Origin of the sequence: Neoasaia chiangmaiensis, from assembly GCF_002005465.1 — a bacterium.
Classification (GTDB): Bacteria; Pseudomonadota; Alphaproteobacteria; order Acetobacterales; family Acetobacteraceae; genus Neoasaia; species Neoasaia chiangmaiensis.
Genome location: NZ_CP014691.1, coordinates 3,029,287 through 3,047,336 on the forward strand (window position 1 = coordinate 3,029,287; position 18,050 = coordinate 3,047,336).

At 58.0% G+C, this 18,050-nt stretch carries 15 protein-coding genes; 5 read left to right on the forward strand and 10 right to left on the reverse strand.

Features of this window, described 5'->3' with window-relative positions; translation table 11 throughout:
* Nucleotides 1–55: 55 nt before the first annotated feature.
* A complete protein-coding gene (locus A0U93_RS14340; RefSeq protein ID WP_077807926.1) occupies nt 56–1,276 on the reverse strand; it encodes a lytic transglycosylase domain-containing protein in 1,221 nt (406 codons plus the stop codon).
* Between the two features lie 132 nt (nt 1,277–1,408).
* Here A0U93_RS14340 and A0U93_RS14345 point away from each other — a divergent pair, with 132 nt between their 5' ends.
* Genes A0U93_RS14345 through A0U93_RS16290 form a run of 5 tightly spaced genes read left to right on the forward strand, consistent with a single transcriptional unit; the run spans nt 1,409 to nt 6,536 of the window.
* Nucleotides 1,409–1,870: a flagellar basal body-associated FliL family protein gene (locus A0U93_RS14345; RefSeq protein WP_147150676.1), complete on the forward strand. Its 462-nt coding sequence runs from the start codon at nt 1,409–1,411 to the stop codon at nt 1,868–1,870.
* Nucleotides 1,867–2,904: a FliM/FliN family flagellar motor switch protein gene (locus A0U93_RS14350; RefSeq protein WP_077807928.1), complete on the forward strand. Its 1,038-nt coding sequence runs from the start codon at nt 1,867–1,869 to the stop codon at nt 2,902–2,904. The genes A0U93_RS14345 and A0U93_RS14350 overlap by 4 nt, the downstream gene beginning before the upstream one ends.
* Nucleotides 2,897–3,346, forward strand: coding sequence for a DUF6468 domain-containing protein (locus A0U93_RS14355; RefSeq protein ID WP_077807929.1), 450 nt, complete (start codon nt 2,897–2,899; stop codon nt 3,344–3,346). Before A0U93_RS14350 ends, A0U93_RS14355 begins: the two co-directional genes overlap by 8 nt.
* A 30-nt stretch (nt 3,347–3,376) precedes the next feature.
* A complete protein-coding gene (locus tag A0U93_RS14360) occupies nt 3,377–4,042 on the forward strand; it encodes a MotE family protein (RefSeq protein WP_077807930.1) in 666 nt (221 codons plus the stop codon).
* Nucleotides 4,035–6,536, forward strand: a complete 2,502-nt coding sequence (locus tag A0U93_RS16290; protein ID WP_147150678.1) for a hypothetical protein — start codon at nt 4,035–4,037, stop codon at nt 6,534–6,536. The genes A0U93_RS14360 and A0U93_RS16290 overlap by 8 nt, the downstream gene beginning before the upstream one ends.
* 33 nt (nt 6,537–6,569) lie before the next feature.
* Here the strand turns inward: A0U93_RS16290 and A0U93_RS14370 are convergent, their stop codons facing one another.
* The 9 genes from A0U93_RS14370 to A0U93_RS14410 all read right to left on the reverse strand — a co-directional run bounded on the left by A0U93_RS14370 (nt 6,570) and on the right by A0U93_RS14410 (nt 18,048).
* A complete protein-coding gene (locus tag A0U93_RS14370; protein WP_077807932.1) occupies nt 6,570–7,160 on the reverse strand; it encodes an isochorismatase family protein in 591 nt (196 codons plus the stop codon).
* Nucleotides 7,161–7,199: 39 nt separating this feature from the next.
* The gene (gene ligA / locus A0U93_RS14375) at nt 7,200–9,251 is read right to left on the reverse strand and encodes an NAD-dependent DNA ligase LigA (RefSeq protein ID WP_077807933.1); all 2,052 of its coding nucleotides are present in this window, start codon (nt 9,249–9,251) and stop codon (nt 7,200–7,202) included.
* A complete protein-coding gene (recN, locus tag A0U93_RS14380) occupies nt 9,248–10,975 on the reverse strand; it encodes a DNA repair protein RecN (protein WP_077807934.1) in 1,728 nt (575 codons plus the stop codon). Before recN ends, ligA begins: the two co-directional genes overlap by 4 nt.
* 179 nt (nt 10,976–11,154) lie before the next feature.
* The gene (locus A0U93_RS14385; RefSeq protein WP_077807935.1) at nt 11,155–12,033 is read right to left on the reverse strand and encodes an outer membrane protein assembly factor BamD; all 879 of its coding nucleotides are present in this window, start codon (nt 12,031–12,033) and stop codon (nt 11,155–11,157) included.
* A gap of 72 nt (nt 12,034–12,105) precedes the next feature.
* A complete protein-coding gene (gene lpxC, locus A0U93_RS14390; RefSeq protein WP_245825212.1) occupies nt 12,106–13,050 on the reverse strand; it encodes a UDP-3-O-acyl-N-acetylglucosamine deacetylase in 945 nt (314 codons plus the stop codon).
* Nucleotides 13,051–13,270: 220 nt separating this feature from the next.
* Nucleotides 13,271–14,725 carry a cell division protein FtsZ gene (gene ftsZ, locus A0U93_RS14395; RefSeq protein ID WP_077807937.1) on the reverse strand — a complete coding sequence of 485 codons (1,455 nt, stop codon included), beginning with the start codon at nt 14,723–14,725 and terminating at the stop codon, nt 13,271–13,273.
* Between the two features lie 88 nt (nt 14,726–14,813).
* Nucleotides 14,814–16,208, reverse strand: coding sequence for a cell division protein FtsA (ftsA, locus tag A0U93_RS14400; RefSeq protein WP_077807938.1), 1,395 nt, complete (start codon nt 16,206–16,208; stop codon nt 14,814–14,816).
* Nucleotides 16,205–17,122 (reverse strand): cell division protein FtsQ/DivIB, encoded by a 918-nt coding sequence (locus A0U93_RS14405; protein ID WP_077807939.1) that lies wholly within the window; start codon nt 17,120–17,122, stop codon nt 16,205–16,207. The genes ftsA and A0U93_RS14405 overlap by 4 nt, the downstream gene beginning before the upstream one ends.
* Entirely contained in the window at nt 17,122–18,048 is a 927-nt protein-coding gene (locus A0U93_RS14410; RefSeq protein ID WP_077808571.1) for a D-alanine--D-alanine ligase, read from the reverse strand. Before A0U93_RS14410 ends, A0U93_RS14405 begins: the two co-directional genes overlap by 1 nt.
* Nucleotides 18,049–18,050: the final 2 nt, after the last annotated feature.

The following is an 18,050-nucleotide window of genomic DNA, read 5'->3' on the forward strand; positions in this document are numbered from 1 at the left end:
GATCGTATCGTAAGCGCGACGGACGCTCTTGCCAACGTGGTACGATGGCAGAAAGTTAATGACCCGGTGGCACCAGCATGCAGGCCATTCCTTGATTTTGCAGCGTTTGACAGGCGGAAGCTGCCGCGGAATGGCTCAAACCGGCCAGACGGGCACGCCAGAATATACCTCGCCCCAGTGCAGGCGCCTGTTGCAGGACAAGCTGCGTTCCCCGCAACGTTTCATAATCGGCTTGTTTCGCCATCGTCGCGGCGAATCGCGCCTGTCCGCTTTCCGAGAATGCGCCAACCTGAATCGCATAGGGACCGTAAGCTGTCGCTGCTGTGGGCGTCGTTGGCGGGCGATAGGCTGCGCGGACAATGTGAGGCGGTGGTGCGCTGGAGGTTGATGATGCGTCGATGACGCCTGGCACCACACTGCATGACACTTGCGTGTCATAGGCGGCATCCGGGTCGCACGCTGTCGGAGAGGGGGGTGGAAGCGCGGATGAGGCCGCGGCCTGGGTGACGATCGGGGCAGGTGGCGGCGGCGGTGTCGAGACAGGAAGAGAGCATGGCATGTCCGGGTCGTAGGCGGCATTCGGGTCCTGGATGCATTGCGTTCCTGACGCCGGTCCGGATGTCGGTTCGCTGGGCGCCTCTGCGACCTCGATAACGGCGCCTGTGCCACCACCGCCTTGTTGATCCGGGCCGGCGTAGGCGGCAAGCGGGCCGCTCAGGGCGATCTGATTGCCGAGATGCGGCGTTACGCTGGCGATATAGTTGATTGTTTCGTTCGGAAGTTCCCGGCCGGTCTCAAGGTAGTCATCCAGTCGTCGTGGGCCCGCGTTATAGGCCGCCAGAAAACCGGGCGCGCCATATTTCTGGTAGAGAATGCGCAGATATCCGGTCCCGGCCATGATGTTGTCGTGCGGCTCATAGGGATCGCTACCCAGCGAAAACTGCGCCTGCATGTCCGCATAGGTTTCCGGCATGAGTTGCATGAGCCCCATTGCGCCGGCATCGGACGTTGTGGGTTGACCGTTGAGATACTGATGACCGCCCGACTCCTGCTGGATGACGGCCCGGATCCACTGGTGCGGGATTGAAAAGCGGCTGGCCGCCTCACGAATGTAGGGGCCCCACGGATCGGTTGCCGGGCCAGGCGCGCGATAAGCGCCGTTGTTATAACGATTATAGGGGGAGTTCGAGGTTGTGCTGCATGCACACAGCAGACCTGTCGAGGCAAGCGCAAGCGCGCGGGATAACGACCTGAAGAGATGAAACTGACCCGACATCTGTATAGCTTGCACCATTCATCGTTAGCGAAAACTGAATAACGGAATACCAAGGCGACACCGAGGCAGCTTAAACCTGATGTTAACTCTTTGTCGGCAATCTTGCCCCACTCAGAAAGGGGAAAGACAAAGGTGTCGGAAGCGGCTGTCAAAAAAGCATCGGTAGGCAGAAATCCGCGAAACTTGATTTTGGCTGCCGTGGCTATTCTGCTCGCCTTTGCGGCAGGTGGCGGGATGTATGTCTGGAAAATGAAACATTCTGCAAAATCGCCGCAGGCAGCTGTCGCCGCGTCTCCGTTCAATCTGCCGCTACCGACCATGATGGCAACATTGGATTCGGATAGTGGTCACGCGTCATTCGTCCGCGTCACCGCCCAGCTTCAACTGGCTTCAGAGCAGGATGCCGGTGTCGTCAGGCAGAAATTTCCCCAGATTGAGGATCTGTTCCAGACCTATCTACACGATACTCGACCCGATGAACTGTCCGGCAGCGGAATCTACCGTCTGCGCGAAGCTCTTTTCGCACAGATTTCCAATGTGTTGGCACCCGTATCGCTACGCGACTTGTTCTTTACTGAACTGCTGGTTCAATGATCGACGAAAGCATAGCCATGGCGCATTCACGGGTGGGTGCAGGCAGTAACCAGCAGGTGCGGCACGAAAGCGAAGTTAACTACCGACGCATAGGGATTGAGAATCTCATCGGAGCTTCTCATGTCTCTTACGAGCGGCTGCCGATGCTGGAGGTCGTTTTCGATCGCCTGATGCGCTCTTTGGCGACGAGTCTTCGCAATTATACGAACGACACCATCGATGTCGTCATGAAGCAATTGACGTCCGAGAAATTTGGCGATGTCTTCGGACCTGAGTCCAGAAACGCCTTGTTTGCAGTCTTCAAGGCTGAGGAATGGGAAAATTACGGTGTCCTGATTCTCAGCTCGCCGCTCGTATATATGGTGGTGGATGCTCTGCTGGGCGGTAAAAACCATTCCCTTGATCCGACTCTGGCGGCAAGCCTGGCGCAGCGGCCTCATACGACAATCGAGCGTGCCTTGATTACGCCGCTGATCCACACAATTCTCTCCGATCTCGGCGATAGCTTCAATCCGCTCTGTGCCGTTAGTTTTCGTTTCGAGCGCCTGGAATCAAACGACCGGTTCGCAGCTATTGCGCGCGCGAACAATGGGGTCGTTTCCGCACAATTTTCCATCAACATGGGCGGAAGTAGCGGCCTCGCAAATCTCATATTGCCACATGCAACGCTGGAACCCGTTCGCGACGTCTTACTCCAGCAGTTTATAGGCGAGAAGTTCGGTCACGATGCGACATGGGAATATCGTCTTGCTCAAGAACTACGAAGCACTGAAATCGAACTTGATGCCGTTTTTGACGAGCAGGTTATGAGCCTCGGCGACGTCATGAACCTGAAAGTCGGACAGCAGATCATGCTTCAACGTCAGAGCAATTGTTCTGCCCGCATTCGATGTGGTGGAAAAGATTTGTTCGAAGGGCGGGTCGGGCAACGTCGCGGACGTGTTGCTATCAAGATCGAAAATGATCTGCGTTCGTTGTCTGAAAATTATGATCTTGAGGATATTGCGATTAATCAAGGCAAACAAGATGAGTGACCTGCAAATATGTATCGAGGTAACGCTCTCATTTCTTCTCGTGCTATCGATATTCTATAGCCTCCATCTCGCTAGGGCGCTTTCCGTGCTGAAGCGTGATCGGAACGACATAAATACGCTCATAAAAACCCTGGAACGGAGCACTGATGAAGCCCGGCGTGGGATCGATCATCTGCGTCTGACGACGGAAATGGTGGAACGGCAATTAGGCAAGACAGTAGGGCAGGGTAAGACTCTGCGTCAGGAACTTGCAACGCTCTGCGAGCGGGGTGAAGCACTTGCAGATCAAATAGAACACTATCGGCCGGCTGTGCGGGGGCAAGTCGTGGCGACGCCGAAAGCATCGCCAGATTTGAGGGAGCGTCGTGAGGAGTCCGTTCGAAGTTCGAGAAGTGAAGCGGAGCGTGAGCTGATTCGAGCATTGAAATTGCAGCGAGCATGATCGCGATATTTTCTGAGGCAGGCGAGTAATATGCTGCATCGAATCGTGAATATTGCAACGGTATTGATGGTTTTTCTATTTGGCGTGAACTCGTATCTATTATTGAGCGAAACATTCTTCTCGTCTGGAAAAATCGAGAATGGCGGCCTTATCAGTCAAGCGCATGCTGTTCCGGAGAAGGGAGCAGCTATCTCTGATTTGACGACATCTCAAAATCTTTCGGGCGAGGATCATTGCGTTATTCAGGGAAGTTGCGTCGGCAAACCACAAGCCAGTCTGACAGGGTCACAAAAGCTGCTGGTGAAAGACATCAATGCACGCATGCAGGATTTGGAACTGCGAGAAAAGAAACTGGCAGCCCAGCAACAGCTTCTTGACGCGGCAAATATCGCATTTCGTCAGAAAGTTGACGATGCGGCAAAGGCAAGCGCTGACATAGGCAAGCAAAACAGTGCGCTCTCAAGCGAAGAAACCAGTCGCCTTGTTTCTATTTATCAAACAATGAAGCCGATCGATGCGGCGGCAATTTTCAATGTGCTTGATTTGCGTGTGTGCGTAACGTTGCTCCAGCACATGCCGACCCGGCATGCATCCGCCATTATGGAAGCGATGTCCCCTCAACGTGCGATTTTGGCGACTCAGATGCTGGTGGGACATCAGCCGAGCTTGCTGCCGGTGGCTACCAACGGTGGCTAAGCGGAAAATAGGAGCGGCTTTATTTTGCTTCCTGATCGGCTTACCGCAATATGCACGTGCCGCATCGCTGTATCACGAGTGGGTTGTTTATCCGCGGCCACTGCTGAAAGTCATTCCTGTTGCGTCCGCTTCTTTCTCAGCGCCAAAACTCCCAACCGGATGGGCATACGTTGGCAACACAGGCCTATTCTTCCAGAAACATAGCGAAGGAAACAGGCTGTTACCGAATGATGTCATCACGTCGTTTGGGGCACAGTCCGATAAAGTTCAGCCGCCGTCGATATATGTCGACAAGCATGAAATTTGGCTACCTCTAAAAGCTGACGCACTTGTTGCAGCCTATCGGTCAGGTGAAAACGTATTTATCTCCGTCAAAGGGCGATACGCATGGCAACCCGATAATGCCCAGCCAACTGACATGCCCAAAATCAAAGAAATTCGTAATTTCAACGATATAACACTTATCCGGGTGTTCTGGCCTGGCGATCAAGGCATTATTGCTTGTCCGGCGCGCCACGAGGATTCGGAAGGGTGGCATCTAACAGATGACGTAAGCGCCAAGATGGCGCCAATATTAATGCGTCAAATGGGCCACGCGATCATTTTCTCTCCGAATGACGTTAATGGCGGGGACAAGTCCTACGTCACGGAAATCCGCGATCCGATTTCCGGCCGGAGAATACTACTTGGCATGACAAAACCGACAGCCGGAGAAGTGCAGCAGAAAATCCGGGGTCCGGGTTATGAAATACGATCAAGTCTGGTCGGTGTTGTTGTCGCGGCCGATGCGGATACACTTGAACTTCGATCCGTGACATCAGGTTTCGTGCTCGACGCTATTGGGACCGATGCCGTGCCGGTGCAGATGCCAAGCACTCATATCATTACCGATAGTCCCGGGTTAATGTTGGCAGATGCTTCCAAAGAGGTTCTCAGGGAAAATTTCCGGCGCGCGTGGACATCAGCGGCCACAGTAAAGCCTGCAAGACGTTTTTCTGCCCGGATGACTGCTGTACGCAGTGCATTAGCCTTGGGCAATTCAAAAGATGCGAGCAATATTCTGGACGTAGCACTGAGAGACAACCCTGAGGGAATTGATCAAGTTGGCGTGCCTGACTTGCAGCGCGCTGTAAATATTCTTCAATACCGAACGAAAACATTGGACGCGGCAGCTGACGGCAACAGTGCAGAAGACCAGTTATGGCGAGGTCTCGCATTGATTCTACCACCCCCGGGTAAAAGATTGACCCCGGATCAAACGGCGCAGGCCGCGTCTCTGCTATCCAACGGCTTCTCAATAATGTTGACATATCCACAGCCGCTTAGAGACCAGCTTACGCCGATTGTCGTAGAATGGATGGCTCGCCATGGATCGGCAGATATCGTGGCAAAGGTTTTGGAAAAAGGTAATATTCCCGGCGGTCAGCTTGCTCGAGCGCTCGTACTTGCACGTAATGACTCGCCGGCGGCGGCGAATACTTTGAAAGAAATCGCACGCACTCCTGATCCCGTTGAATCAGTAAAGGCGCAGGAGGCTTTTCTTCTGTTGGCGGGTCGCACTCAACAATTGTCCCCTATGCAAGTTGCTGAGGGACTGGACAATTTGCGCCCATCAGCACGTCTGGCAAATAGGGAAAGTTCTGTTCTAATTGAAGAAATACAGGCGGATGTCGATGGCGGCCAATGGGAGGCCGCTCAGGCACTGCTTCCTTTGCTGAAGCGGATTGAAAATAACGGGCCGGATGACCGCAGTAACGAAATTTCCGATTTTATCGAGCATATGCATGAGGCTCATGCGCATGTTATGGATTTAACAACAGATCAGGCTGCACAGCTTTTATCCGCAACGCAGGCGCAAATAGACAGTATGTCTGTGGATGATCAAAAAACGATAATGCTGAATAATGATTTGACGGCAAGTTTTGGCCGTCTGGGTTTGCCCGGACATGCGCTGGAGGCAATGCGTAAGTTAGAACCTCGCGATAACACGTCCGAAGCACATCAAAACTGGGTCATCAACATGGCAGGTCTGTTAATTGCCGATAAGCAGGAACAAAAAGCCGTTGAACTTTTGACGAATAATAAAATGCAAAATGGCAACAATATTGAGAGATCACAGTTTCTGATCGCCAAAGCGCAAGCGATGCTTGGTAATTCCAAAGATGCCTCGATGTCACTCGATGGTCTTACGAGCGATGAATCCTTTGTATTGCGTGCGGAACTGGCGGAAAAAGCCTCTCAATGGCGTGACGCTACGTCCGCCCTGCAACAGATCAGCTTTTTCCGTTCACCACCGTTGGGAAAGCTGGATGCTGACCAACAAAATCTGATTATGCGATTGAGCGCAGATGCCGCTCGCGCTGGGAACCGCGATTTGCTGAGCGATATTTGGGAGAAAGACGGGGATCGCGTCACCGATCCGGAATTGCATAAGCTTTTGTCTGTCATGACCAATCATAACGCTAACCAGCCCGCCACTCTGTCCCAGAGATAATGCTTGAAATTTGTTCGATTCGAACAGTTCCGCCTAAGCATCGCCTATAAAATCGCTTGCTATGAAGCGAATGCCCAGAGTGCTCAGCTTCTTGATTGTTGTGCTTATATCGCGCGCAATACCCTGGACTGCGTCTTCAATAATATATGTCTTTAGTCCGAGCCGTTGAGCATCACGAGCAGTTGCGGCAACGCAATACTCAGTTGCCAGACCGCCGATGAATACACGTTTGACGGCCAAGGCGCGTAGAAGCCCGTCCAGACCAGTCGTTTTCTCGCCATCATTATCAAAAAAGGCGGAGTATGAATCGCACTCCGCTTCTCGACCTTTACGTATGACATACCCAATCGGAGCTTGATTAAGCGCGCTCGCCAATGCGGCGCCATAAGTGCTCTGCCGACAATGAGGCGGCCACGGTCCTCCTTGCTCGACGAAAGACATATGATCGATCGGATGCCAGTCCTGCGTTGCAACGACGCAGCCAAAACCCAGTTTCGCCAGATGGTTTAGTGGCGCGATGACATGATTGCCGTCAGGCACTGCCAATGCGCCGCCCGGAAGGAAATCGTTTTGGACGTCGATGATCAGAAGTGCGTCTTCCGCACCCGGGCTTATGGTGCTCATGGGATAATACCAGAAGAGAGAGCAGATTATATATCCGTTCTATTCCTCTGAAGCTGATCCCGCAATCGCTCGCCATCCGTTCTCGTCGACGGTTTCAATACCAAGGTCGGCCGCCTTTCGTGCCTTCGATCCGGCTTTCTCTCCCAGAACCACCAAGCTTGTGTTCCGTGAGACATTGTCCGAGACCTGAGCTCCCAGCCGTTCTGCGATGGCTTTGGCTTCCGGGCGGGTCATTGTCGACAATGTGCCTGTAAAAACAATCGTCTTGCCGGAGAGTTCGCCCGACGCCGGTTCCTTTTCCGGGAGGATTGTCAGTTCCCCAACGAGGTCGGCAAGCGTTTCGAGGTTATGCTCTTCCCGGAAGAAGGCGACCAGTTCGTCTGCAATCGCGCCGCCAATCCCCATGATGCTGCCCAACGTAAGGCGCTGATCCGACCCAATGACAGAGGCGGCTATCATGTCATCGCGCCATGTTTCGAACTGGCGATAATGACGTGCCAGCAATTGTGCATTGCGTTCGCCGATCCGCCGAATGCCGAGGGCAAAGATGAAGCGTGCCAGTGAGATCGTTCGCCGATCGTCGATGGCACGCAAGAGATTGCGCGTCGAGAGCGCGCCCCATCCTTCGCGTTTGTCGATTTCAGCAGCGCGGGCGTGGAGGCGAAAAATATCGCCGGGCCTACGAATGAAACCAGCGTCGTGAAATTCACGAATACTGCGCTCTCCAAGACCGTCGATATCGAAAGCCGCGCGGGAAACGAAATGGATAAGCCGCTCGACGACCTGCGCTTCACAGGTCAAACCGCCCGTGCAACGTCGTACGGCCTCGCCCGGCGGGCGCTCTGCCAGAGCGTGACAGATAGGGCAATGATCGGGGAAGACAAAGGCAGGTCCACGTGGTCTGTCTTCCTCGACGCGACCGAGAATTTGCGGAATGACGTCTCCCGCGCGTTGAAGTCGGACCAGGTCACCGGGACGAACATCCTTGCGAGCGATCTCATCTTCATTATGCAGCGTGGCGCGGGATACCAGCACGCCACCGACATTGACCGGCTCAAGATGGGCGGTCGGAGTCAGCGCGCCGGTTCGTCCCACCTGAATTTCAATGGCATTGAGCCTTGTCATGGCCTGCTCGGCCGGAAACTTCCACGCGACAGCCCATCGTGGTGCACGCCCCACGAAGCCGAGACGATCCTGTAAAGCGATGTCATCGATCTTCAGTACGACGCCATCAATGTCGTAGGGCAGGGAGGAACGTTCCCGTGCGAGGCGGGCGATGTAGGTCGGGATATCGTCGGCATGATCGATCCGCTCTGAAAACGGGTTGACGTCGAATCCCCATTTTCGCAACGTTTCCAGGTAGTTCCAGTGGGATGATGCCACAGGCTGTGTGGCATAGCCCTGCGCATAGGCAAACAGCGATAGGGGCCGGCTCCGCGTCACTTCAGGATCAAGTTGCCGAAGCGAACCCGCCGCCGCGTTGCGCGGGTTGGCGAAAAGTCGCTGGCCTTTTTCCTGTGCCCGCAGGTTGATATCCAGAAAATCCTGTTTGGAGAGAAAGACTTCTCCCCGAATTTCAATAAGCTCTGGTGCATCCGCCGGCAGGCTCTCGGGTATGTCGTGCAATGTTCTGAGATTGGCCGTGACGTCTTCGCCAATCATGCCATTCCCGCGCGTGGTACCGCGAACAAGACGGCGGTTCTCATAGGTCAGGCTGATTGAAAGACCGTCGATCTTGGGCTCCGCGACAAAACGCAACGCCTGCGCCTGTCGTTCATCAAGGCCGAGAAACCGTGCCGCGCTGGCAACGAATGCCGCAAATTCGGCATCGTCGAAAACATTGTTGAGTGAAAGCATCGGTACGCGATGGCTATGTTTGCCGAAAGCGCTGTCGGGCGCCGCGCCAACACTCTCGCGAACCGAGTTGTCCTGTTTTAGTTCCGGATGCGCATCTTCGAGCGCGATCAGTGCACGTCGTGTCGCATCGTATTCGGCATCGGTGACTTCCGGCGCGTCCTTGCCATGATAGGCCTCGTCCCACCGTGCGATCAGAGCTGCGAGGCGGGCATGCTCTTCAGCATAATTCGTCATACGGCAAAGGAGCCTTCCAGTAGACTATCGGCCGCTGCCCGCGCGGCGTCGGTGACAACGTCGCCGGCCAGCATCCGCGCGATCTCTTCGCGTCGGGCTGGCGCCGGCAGGACTTCGGCCAGTGTTTCCGTATGGCTGCCACGTATGCGCTTCGCGATACGCATATGCGTGTCACCCCTTGCGGCGACCTGCGGACTATGTGTGACAACCAGAACCTGCACGTCGTGCGCGACGTGATGCAGGCGATCGCCGATCGAGGATGCCGTTGCCCCGCCGACGCCTGAATCCACTTCGTCGAACACGAGGGTCGCGACGGCGGAGCGCTCCGCCAGAACAACCTTGAGCGCCAGCATAAGGCGGGACAACTCGCCGCCAGATGCCACTTTCGCAAGCGGGCCGGGCGGCTGTCCCGGATTGGCGGTAATCAGGAAAGACGCCTGCTCTCGCCCGCGCCGGTTCCAGGCCTCCGGTTCAAGCGGTATCAGCGAGACGATGAAGCGGGCGCGCTCCAGCTTGACGGGCTTGAGTTCCGCCGTAACGGCGGCTTCCAACCGGCGGGCGGCCGCTTCCCGTTCGGCGCTCAGCAATGCAGCGGTTTCCGCGAACGCCGCACGCGTTTCCCGAACCTGTACTTCCATTTGCGCGATATGAGCATTTCCGCTGTCCAAGGCGCTGAGTCGATTTTGCAGATCGGCCAGCAAACCGGGCAGTTCGACAACGGCGACACTATGTTTTCGGGCAGCGGCGCGCAGCGCGAACAGACGCTCCTCCGTATCCTCCAGCAGTTTGGGATCGGCCTCGGCATCGGCGGCGAGACGGGAAAGAAGCGTCTCGGCATCGGCAAGAGCTTCTTCGGCCTTTTCCAGAGCATCCAGCGCTTCCTGCGCGCGTGTCTGTTGGGGCGACGTATTGGCGGCAGGTTCGTCCAGCGATGCGGGCATCAGGCGGGCAAGGGCACGACTGGCCCCGCGCAATGCGGCAGCGGGGCCTGGCGTCCGTCGGTCGCGCGGCGTCAGTTCCGACAAGGCTGCAGCAATGGCCTCGCCACGGCGTTCGTCCTGCTGGAGGCTGACACGCAAGGCGGCCAGTTCGTCTTCCTCGCCCTCCTGAGGCGCCAGGGTCGAGAGATTGTCGACCGACTGGCGTAACCACTCTTCTTCCCGCTGTGCGGCTTCCATCTCCGCCCGGGCGGCCGCCAGCGCGGCGGTGGCCTCGATCCATGAGCGGTAGTTTCGTGCAACGTGCTCTCGCCGGTCGGGCGACACACCGAAAGCGTCCAATAAATCCAGATGGGTGTTCTGGTCTGCCAGTCCCATCTGTTCGTGCTGCCCCTGAATTTCGACCAGTTGGGCAGCGATGCGTCGTAGTAGGCCGACACCGATAGGCTGGTCATTCAGATAGGCCCGGGATCGGGCATCTGGCGTCACGATACGGCGCAACAGCAAAGGCTCGTCCGGATCGTCGAGGCGTATGCCCTGTTCGGCCAGTAATTCATGGACAGGATGTGTCGGCGGGATCTCGAAACTTGCCGAGACGGCTGCATGTCCGGCATTGGCCCGCACGAGGCTGCCGCTTGCGCGTTCTCCGAGTGCGAGTCCCAGACTGTCCAGCAGGATTGACTTGCCAGCCCCGGTTTCGCCGGTCAGGACCGTCAGACCTGGCCGGAATGCAAGATCGAGCTTTTCGATCAGAACGACATCGCGGATCGAAAGATGCGTCAGCATGAAAACCCGAACCTGCAAGCCTGAATCACACGCATTCACCAGACAAAGCGGAGACAGATGCGAAAAGAGAAAATCAGCCGCCCTTGCGTCTGACTGAGATCAGTCCTTCGAAAACGCCAGCAGATCGCGTTTGTTTCAGCACATAAGAATGACAGATGCGAGACCGGCTGTCGCCGAGGTCAGAACACGGCGTGCCACATGCGGCTCATGAAGCCCTGGGCGTGCGACTTCGGCTGAACGGTGCCATTCGACAAGAGATGATACTCGCGCAGGTCGTTATAGGTATAGCGATACCACTGGCTGTCAGGGTAGTTGTATCCAAGAACGGATGCGGTGTGCTTCGCTTCGTCCGCCAGGCCAAGCGCCATATACACTTCGACCAGACGATGCAGGGCTTCGGCAACATGGTTGGTCGTCTGGAAATCCTGCACGACGCGCTGGTAGCGGTTCAACGCTGCCTCATAATTGTGCTGCTGCTGGTAGTAGCGCCCAACCAGCATTTCCTTGCCGGCGAGATGATCGCGACAGAGATCGATCTTCAATTGCGCATCCCGCGCGTAGGCCGTCTGCGGGAAGCGGGTGACCACTTCTTCCAGTGCGTCCATGGCCTCGGTCGTGCCCTGCTGATCGCGCTGCACGTCCGCGATCTGTTCGTAATAACAGAGCGCGCGCAGATAGAACGCATATGCGGCATCGGGGCTTGTCGGATGGAGCTCCAGGTAACGATCCAGCTGCTGGACAGAGAGCGCATATTCGCCCTGGAGGTAGTAGGCATACCCCTCCATGAGTTCCGCATTCCCTGTATAGCCGGAATAGGGGTAGTTCTGTTGTAGAAGTTCGAATTCGCCACTCGCCAGCGTGTATCGCTGGGAGTGAAGCGCATCGATACCGTAATTATAGAGCGTCTCGGCGCTCGCCATCTTGGGCGCCTGCACCTTTTCCTTGTTCGACAGCCACGAGCATCCGCATAGCAACGTCACGCTTGCAGCAGCGGCAAGCCTTACGGCATTGCCTCGCGTGCGGAAAGAATTCGAAATGCGATCAGGGCTCTGTGACATGCGGGCTCTTCCAGTGATACAACAGCTTATATCACGGGCGACCCGACGGGAAAATCCCACGCGATGGCGTGGTCATGCCGCAACGCGCAGGCGAACGGGGTTTTGCGTTTCAGTAACCAGGCGCCAATTTGCCTTGTCGGCAAATACGGCATGCAGAAGCCTGTTGTTCAGGCCGTGACCCGACTTGTGTCCCATGAAACCAGCCTGAAAACGATGTCCGGCAAGATAAAGATCGCCAACCGCATCAAGCAGTTTATGGCGAACGAATTCATTCGGACGCCGAAGACCTGCGCGGTTCAGAATACAATCGCCGTCGACAACGATGGCATTGTCCAATGAACCACCGCGCGCGAGCCCCGCTTTCTGGAGCATCTCGATATCGCGGCGCTCCACGAATGTTCGGCAATTCGCCACTTCATGACGGAACCTGTCCGTCGTTAACGGCATGGCAAAATTCTGCTGGCCGATCGCCTCGGACTGGAACGTGATGGACATTGCCAGCACCAGGCCACGACGAGCTGGCCTGAGTTCAGCATAAGCGCCGTTCTCGCTTTCGACGCGGATACGACGCAGGATTTCGATATGCTGGCTCGGCGCCTGCTGTATCTGCCGCCCTGCACATTGCAGGAGAAAGTCGAATTCAGCGGCTGATCCGTCAAGAACGGGAATTTCCGGTCCATCCACATCAATCAGAAGATTATCGATGCTGTTGGCATGCAGTGCGGCCATCAAATGTTCAATTGTCGCGACGCGAAGATCCGGTGCCGATGGATTGGCCACAACCGTGCTCAGACGGGTGTCGACGACATTGTCATAACGCGCGGCAATGAGGGGGGCGTGAGGCGCGTCGCTGCGCCGAAATACGATGCCGTGACCGGCCGGGGCGGGGTTCAGCACGAGGCACACCCTCTCGCCGCTGTGCAAACCGACCCCAACACATCGAATCGATTGAGCCAGAGTTACCTGCGACACCGCCGAGGTGCTCTTCGGTGCCGGTCTGGATACAGCCGACGACATCTCTTCAGAGGGCGGAATATAGTCGTAAGCTGCCTGAGCGGGCATAGATACGGCTATATTCGACATCGACGGCTCCATTGGCTGGGGCGAGAAAACAAGGAGACCGAAAAGGCCTCCTGTTTCCCTTAGACTTCCTGCGGAGATTACCGCCAGTCAATGATTGTTGCCGAGTATTACGGCCTAAGATATTGAAAAGATAGCGGAATTCTTGTTACAATTCTTACTGCTGGCGCCTTAAAAAGGTCGGAATTTCCAGCCCTGCATCGTCATTCGGCTCATGCGGCGTAGCGCGCGGGCTTGTATCACGTTCCGTCACATGCGGTTCGTCACGCTGCGGTGCCTCAGGCTGCGGCGCAGGGCGCCCGCGAAGTGCTCCGGTGACAATACCGAAAAGACTACGTGGCTGCTGTGCCGCTTCGGCTTGACGTGGCGGTTCGGAAAAGAGGCCGGAACGGGGTGAGGGTGCGCGTGCGGCCTGATGTGGAACGGTATTGGGGGAGGGTGCTCCCGATGTGGAAGGAGTCTGCCCGTCGATCTGGTAATTCGGTGATGAACGCGGCACGGATGCGTAGGTCGAGGCTGGCTGGAACGGCGGATTCGCACCGGTGGCTGCCTGAGCAGCCGGCGCGCCGGTCCCTGCGGGCTGTTGCACGGAGGACGCATCTTCCGGCGTCGCTTCGGCCGGAGCGCTGGCTTCCTGACGAACCGTATCGATGCCGGTCGCGACGACGGAAACGCGGACACGCCCGTTCAGTGCCGGATCAATCGCCGAGCCGAAAATGATGTTCGCATCATCGGCGACTTCCTCGCGAACGCGATTAGTGGCCTGATCGACCTCATAAAGCGTGAGATCCTCGCCACCCGTGATGTTGATGAGAAGGCCGCGCGCGCCCGACATCGACGTGTCTTCAAGCAATGGGTTGGAGATGGCCAGTATCGCTGCCTCGAGGGCGCGATCATCGCCCTCGGCTTCACCCGTGCCCATCATCGCCTTGCCCATTTCGGCCATGACGGTGCGGATATCCGCGAAATCGAGATTGATAAGACCCGGCGCCATCATCAGGTCGGTCACGCCGCGCACGCCCATGTAGAGAACGTTGTCCGCCATCTTGAAGGCGTCTTTCCAGCTCGTCCGCTCATTGGCCAGCCGGAAAAGGTTCTGATTCGGGATAACAATCAGCGTATCGACGTATTGCTGCAATTCGGCGATGCCGGCTTCGGCCGATTTCGCACGGCGCGCACCTTCGAAGGTGAACGGTTTGGTGACCACGCCGACCGTCAGGATGTTGCGCTCGCGCGCCATCTTCGCGATCACCGGTGCGGCGCCCGTTCCGGTGCCGCCGCCCATGCCGGCGGTGATGAACACCATGTGCGCGCCGTCGATGTGGCGGCTGATTTCATCGGCGGCTTCCTCCGCCGCGGCCTTGCCGATCTCCGGTTTCGCGCCGGCGCCCAGCCCCTGAGTCAGATGCGGCCCCAGTTGCACCCGCCGGTCGGCGCGGGAGTGCGACAACTGCTGCGCATCCGTATTCGCCACGACGAACTCGACGCCCTGCAACTGCAACGCGATCATGTTGTCCACCGCATTCGTGCCGCCGCCACCAACGCCGATCACAGTGATGCGTGGCGAGAAATCCGAATGGTTATGCTGCGGGACGGTGAGATTGAGCGTCATGGGCGTATCCGACTGGGGCAGAGCGTGGGAGAATTGCGACAGAAAATGTTAAAAAAGCGTTCTCGGAAAAGAATGTGGCAGTTCTATATCACACGCGATCACGAATGAAGTGGATCAAACGACGTATTACGCCTGAAGAGCGCAATTCTGGCGTATCAGCGTCACGAAAGGCGCGATCCGCACCCGCGGCCCATGCCAGAAGGCCTGCTGATGTCGCAAAGCCGGCCGATGCCGCGGCACCCTCCGGAAGGCCGGTGATGCGCAGGGGACGGCCCAGACGGATCGGCCGATCAAGAATACGGGCTGCCATGGGGCCGATCCCGTCAAGAAGCGAGGCGCCGCCGGTCAAAACGACCCGCCCGCGCCCGGCACGTCCCAGACCGGCGCCGTCGAGCCGATCGCGAACCAGTTCCAGCGTCTCTTCCACGCGCGGTCGAATGGCCGAGACCAGCCGGGCGCGGGAGACACGCGTCAGGGCGCCATCTCCTTCGCCGATCTGCTGGAGCTGCAGCAGGTCGCCCTCATCCTCGGAGGCAAGTTCCGCCGAGCCGAACATCGTTTTCAGCCGCTCGGCATAATCAAGCGACGTCGACAGCATGCCGGCCAGATCGCGCGTGACATGAAGCCCCCCGACAGGCAGGTGCGCCGTGTGAAGCAGCATGCCTTCGCCGAACACGGCCAGGGAGGTTGTGCCGCCGCCCATTTCGACGACGGTCGCGCCCAACTCACGTTCGTCCTCGTCCAGAACAGACAGGCCGGAGGCGAACGGGGCAGACACCAGACCGGACATCTTGAGTTCCGCTCGCATCATGACCGAATCCAGGGTGCGGAGCGCTGTCGAGGCGGCATCGACGATGTGCAGTCTGGCGGTCAACTGATCGCAAAGGTGCCCACGCGGGTCGAGAATGCCTTGTGTTTCGTCGACGGCAAAGCCGATCGGCAAGGTATGGATTGCCGTTCGCCCTTCCGTATGGGCGCGGGCCTGCCCTTCGGCAATGACGCGCGACATGTCCGCTTCCGTGACTTCGCGACCGCCGATCGGCATGCGTGCGTTGAAAAGGCGGCTTTCCGGCTGCCCGCAGGAGAGATTGACGACGACATGGTCGAGCCGCTTGTCGGCCGCGTCTTCCGCCTGACCGACGGTGGCGCGAATCGCCTGTTCCGCTTCGCGCAGATCGACGATGGCACCGTTGCGAATGCCTCGTGAGCGGCGCCAGCCATGGCCTAGCACACGAAGCGATCCGTCGGCTTCGCCCCGGCCGATCAGGCAGGTCATTTTCGTCGAGCCGATGTCGAGCGCGCCGAAGACACCAGGGCGCCAGCCACGCGGTGATGATGGCTCGTCCGCAGGGGGCAGCTTCAGGATATTTCGTTCCGACCCGCCGCGATTGCGTTCTCCACCTACGGGAATCAGCGCACGTCCCCGCGTGGCGCGGCGTTTGCGCTTTGGCGTCTGGGTGTCGGAGACGACAAGATCGTTCAAGGATGCTGTCCTTTATTGTCCTGTGCGGTTGCGCCCGTTTGATCGGGCGGAGAAGGAGTGCTGGTATCCGGTGACGGTGGAGCGGCGGGCGGTTGATGGATCACCATACGGTCGGGCAGGCGCATGTCGATAGAAATTACCGGCCGTTCGAGAAGATGATCGCTTGATTGATATCGGGCCAGACGGGCGAGTGCGGCTTTTTCCTGCCCTTCCGGCAGCAGGACGGTTGTGCCGTCGCGCAATGAAAGGTTCCACCGGCGTGCGCCGACCCGGACGGCGGCTGTGACGAAGGCCTTCACATTTGGCTGTGCGTCGAGTTCATCGATCAGCTCCGCCGCGGCTGTGTTGGCGCCGTCGCCGACCACCAGAGGCAGTTGCAGGAATGCTTCGGCATTCTTCCCGGTCGTCCCCTGATCCGGCACGCGGTCTCCCGCACGGTTGATCAGGACGAAATGGCCATGGTCCTGCCAGACGGCGACGGGGCTGCGCTCAAAAAGGTGGATCACGATCGTATCGGGCATATGTCGCTCGACGGACGCGTGATCCACGAAGGGGAGCTTGTCGATCCGCTCCCGCGCCGCGTTGACGGAAAAACCGAAGATCGGCGAGCCGATCGATGTGCCCAGCGCCTGCATCAGGCTGGCTTCGGTCGTGAGATGCTGCCCGCTGATCGCAATCGCGCGGATTTGCAGCGGCATCATGTGGATCAGGCGCGCGCGGAGGGGCGCGAATCGCTGCTCCGACGCCGCATCGTGAAGCAGGATGGCCGCTCCGCCTGTGAGGGCAGCGAGAACGGCGAGCAGCGTCAACGGCCGCCAGAGCCGACGAAGACGCCGCCCCAGCATTTTCATGCGCGACGGCCGGTCGTTCGTATAGCCGCCGCGCGCGCGTCGTTCTGTCTGCCAGTTCGCCATCAGCGTGAAAGTGCTTCCTGTACGATCCAGTCGCAAAGTGCCGGGTAGCTGATTCCTTCGAGCGCCGCCTGCTCCGGCAACAGCGATGTCGGCGTCATGCCCGGCTGCGTGTTGACCTCAAGGATCACCAGACGCCCCGGACCCTCGCCCGCCGTATCGTCGTAGCGGTAGTCCGTTCGGGTTGCGCCGCGGCAGCCGAGCGCCCGGTGCGCCGCTTCCGCCAGCCGCAGGGCCTGCTCGAAAGCTTCGGGATGAATGTCGGCAGGCAGGCGATGGACGGAGCCGCCCGCCGCATATTTCGCATCGAAGTCGTAGAAGCCATCCGCCCCGACTGCCGGAACGATGTCGGTGACCGTCAGGGCGCGATCGCCCAGAACGCCGACCGTCAGTTCGCGCCCGGGAATGAATTCCTCGACCAGCGCATGGCGCCCGAATTTCCAGTCCGCCGCGATGGCGGCACGCTTGTTGCTGCCGGTCCGCACGATTTCAACGCCAACGGACGAGCCTTCCGCGATCGGCTTGACGACATAAGGCGTCGGTAGCGGATCGGCTGCGGCAAGTGTCGCAATATCGACAACCATGCCACGGGCGACAGGTAATCCGGCGGCCTGCAACGCCTGACGCGAGGCTTCCTTGTTCATGGCCAATGCCGAGGCGCGGATGTCGCAGTGGGTATATGGCAGTCCAAGCCATTCCAGAACGCCCTGAATGGCGCCGTCCTCGCCATAGCAACCGTGTAGGGCATTGAACACGACATCCGGCGCTGCCTGCCGCAACGCGGCGATCGTCACAGCGATATCGGGGCCTGCGTCGATCGGCGTGACGGTGTATCCGGCCTCACGCAACGCAGCCGAGATAGCCGCGCCACTGCTCAGGCTGACACTGCGTTCGTTCGAGATGCCGCCCTGCAGGACGGCCACATGGATGC

Bases quoted from the DNA above. Each gene is read 5' to 3' on its own strand.
- A0U93_RS14340 (WP_077807926.1), bottom strand. From the start codon at position 1,276: ATGTCGGGTCAGTTTCATCTCTTCAGGTCGTTATCCCGCGCGCTTGCG.
- A0U93_RS14350 (WP_077807928.1), top strand. From the start codon at position 1,867: ATGATCGACGAAAGCATAGCCATGGCGCATTCACGGGTGGGTGCAGGC.
- A0U93_RS14355 (WP_077807929.1), top strand. From the start codon at position 2,897: ATGAGTGACCTGCAAATATGTATCGAGGTAACGCTCTCATTTCTTCTC.
- A0U93_RS14360 (WP_077807930.1), top strand. From the start codon at position 3,377: ATGCTGCATCGAATCGTGAATATTGCAACGGTATTGATGGTTTTTCTA.
- A0U93_RS14370 (WP_077807932.1), bottom strand. From the start codon at position 7,160: ATGAGCACCATAAGCCCGGGTGCGGAAGACGCACTTCTGATCATCGAC.
- ligA (WP_077807933.1), bottom strand. From the start codon at position 9,251: ATGACGAATTATGCTGAAGAGCATGCCCGCCTCGCAGCTCTGATCGCA.
- recN (WP_077807934.1), bottom strand. From the start codon at position 10,975: ATGCTGACGCATCTTTCGATCCGCGATGTCGTTCTGATCGAAAAGCTC.
- A0U93_RS14385 (WP_077807935.1), bottom strand. From the start codon at position 12,033: ATGTCACAGAGCCCTGATCGCATTTCGAATTCTTTCCGCACGCGAGGC.
- lpxC (WP_245825212.1), bottom strand. From the start codon at position 13,050: ATGTCGTCGGCTGTATCCAGACCGGCACCGAAGAGCACCTCGGCGGTG.
- ftsZ (WP_077807937.1), bottom strand. From the start codon at position 14,725: ATGACGCTCAATCTCACCGTCCCGCAGCATAACCATTCGGATTTCTCG.
- A0U93_RS14405 (WP_077807939.1), bottom strand. From the start codon at position 17,122: ATGGCGAACTGGCAGACAGAACGACGCGCGCGCGGCGGCTATACGAAC.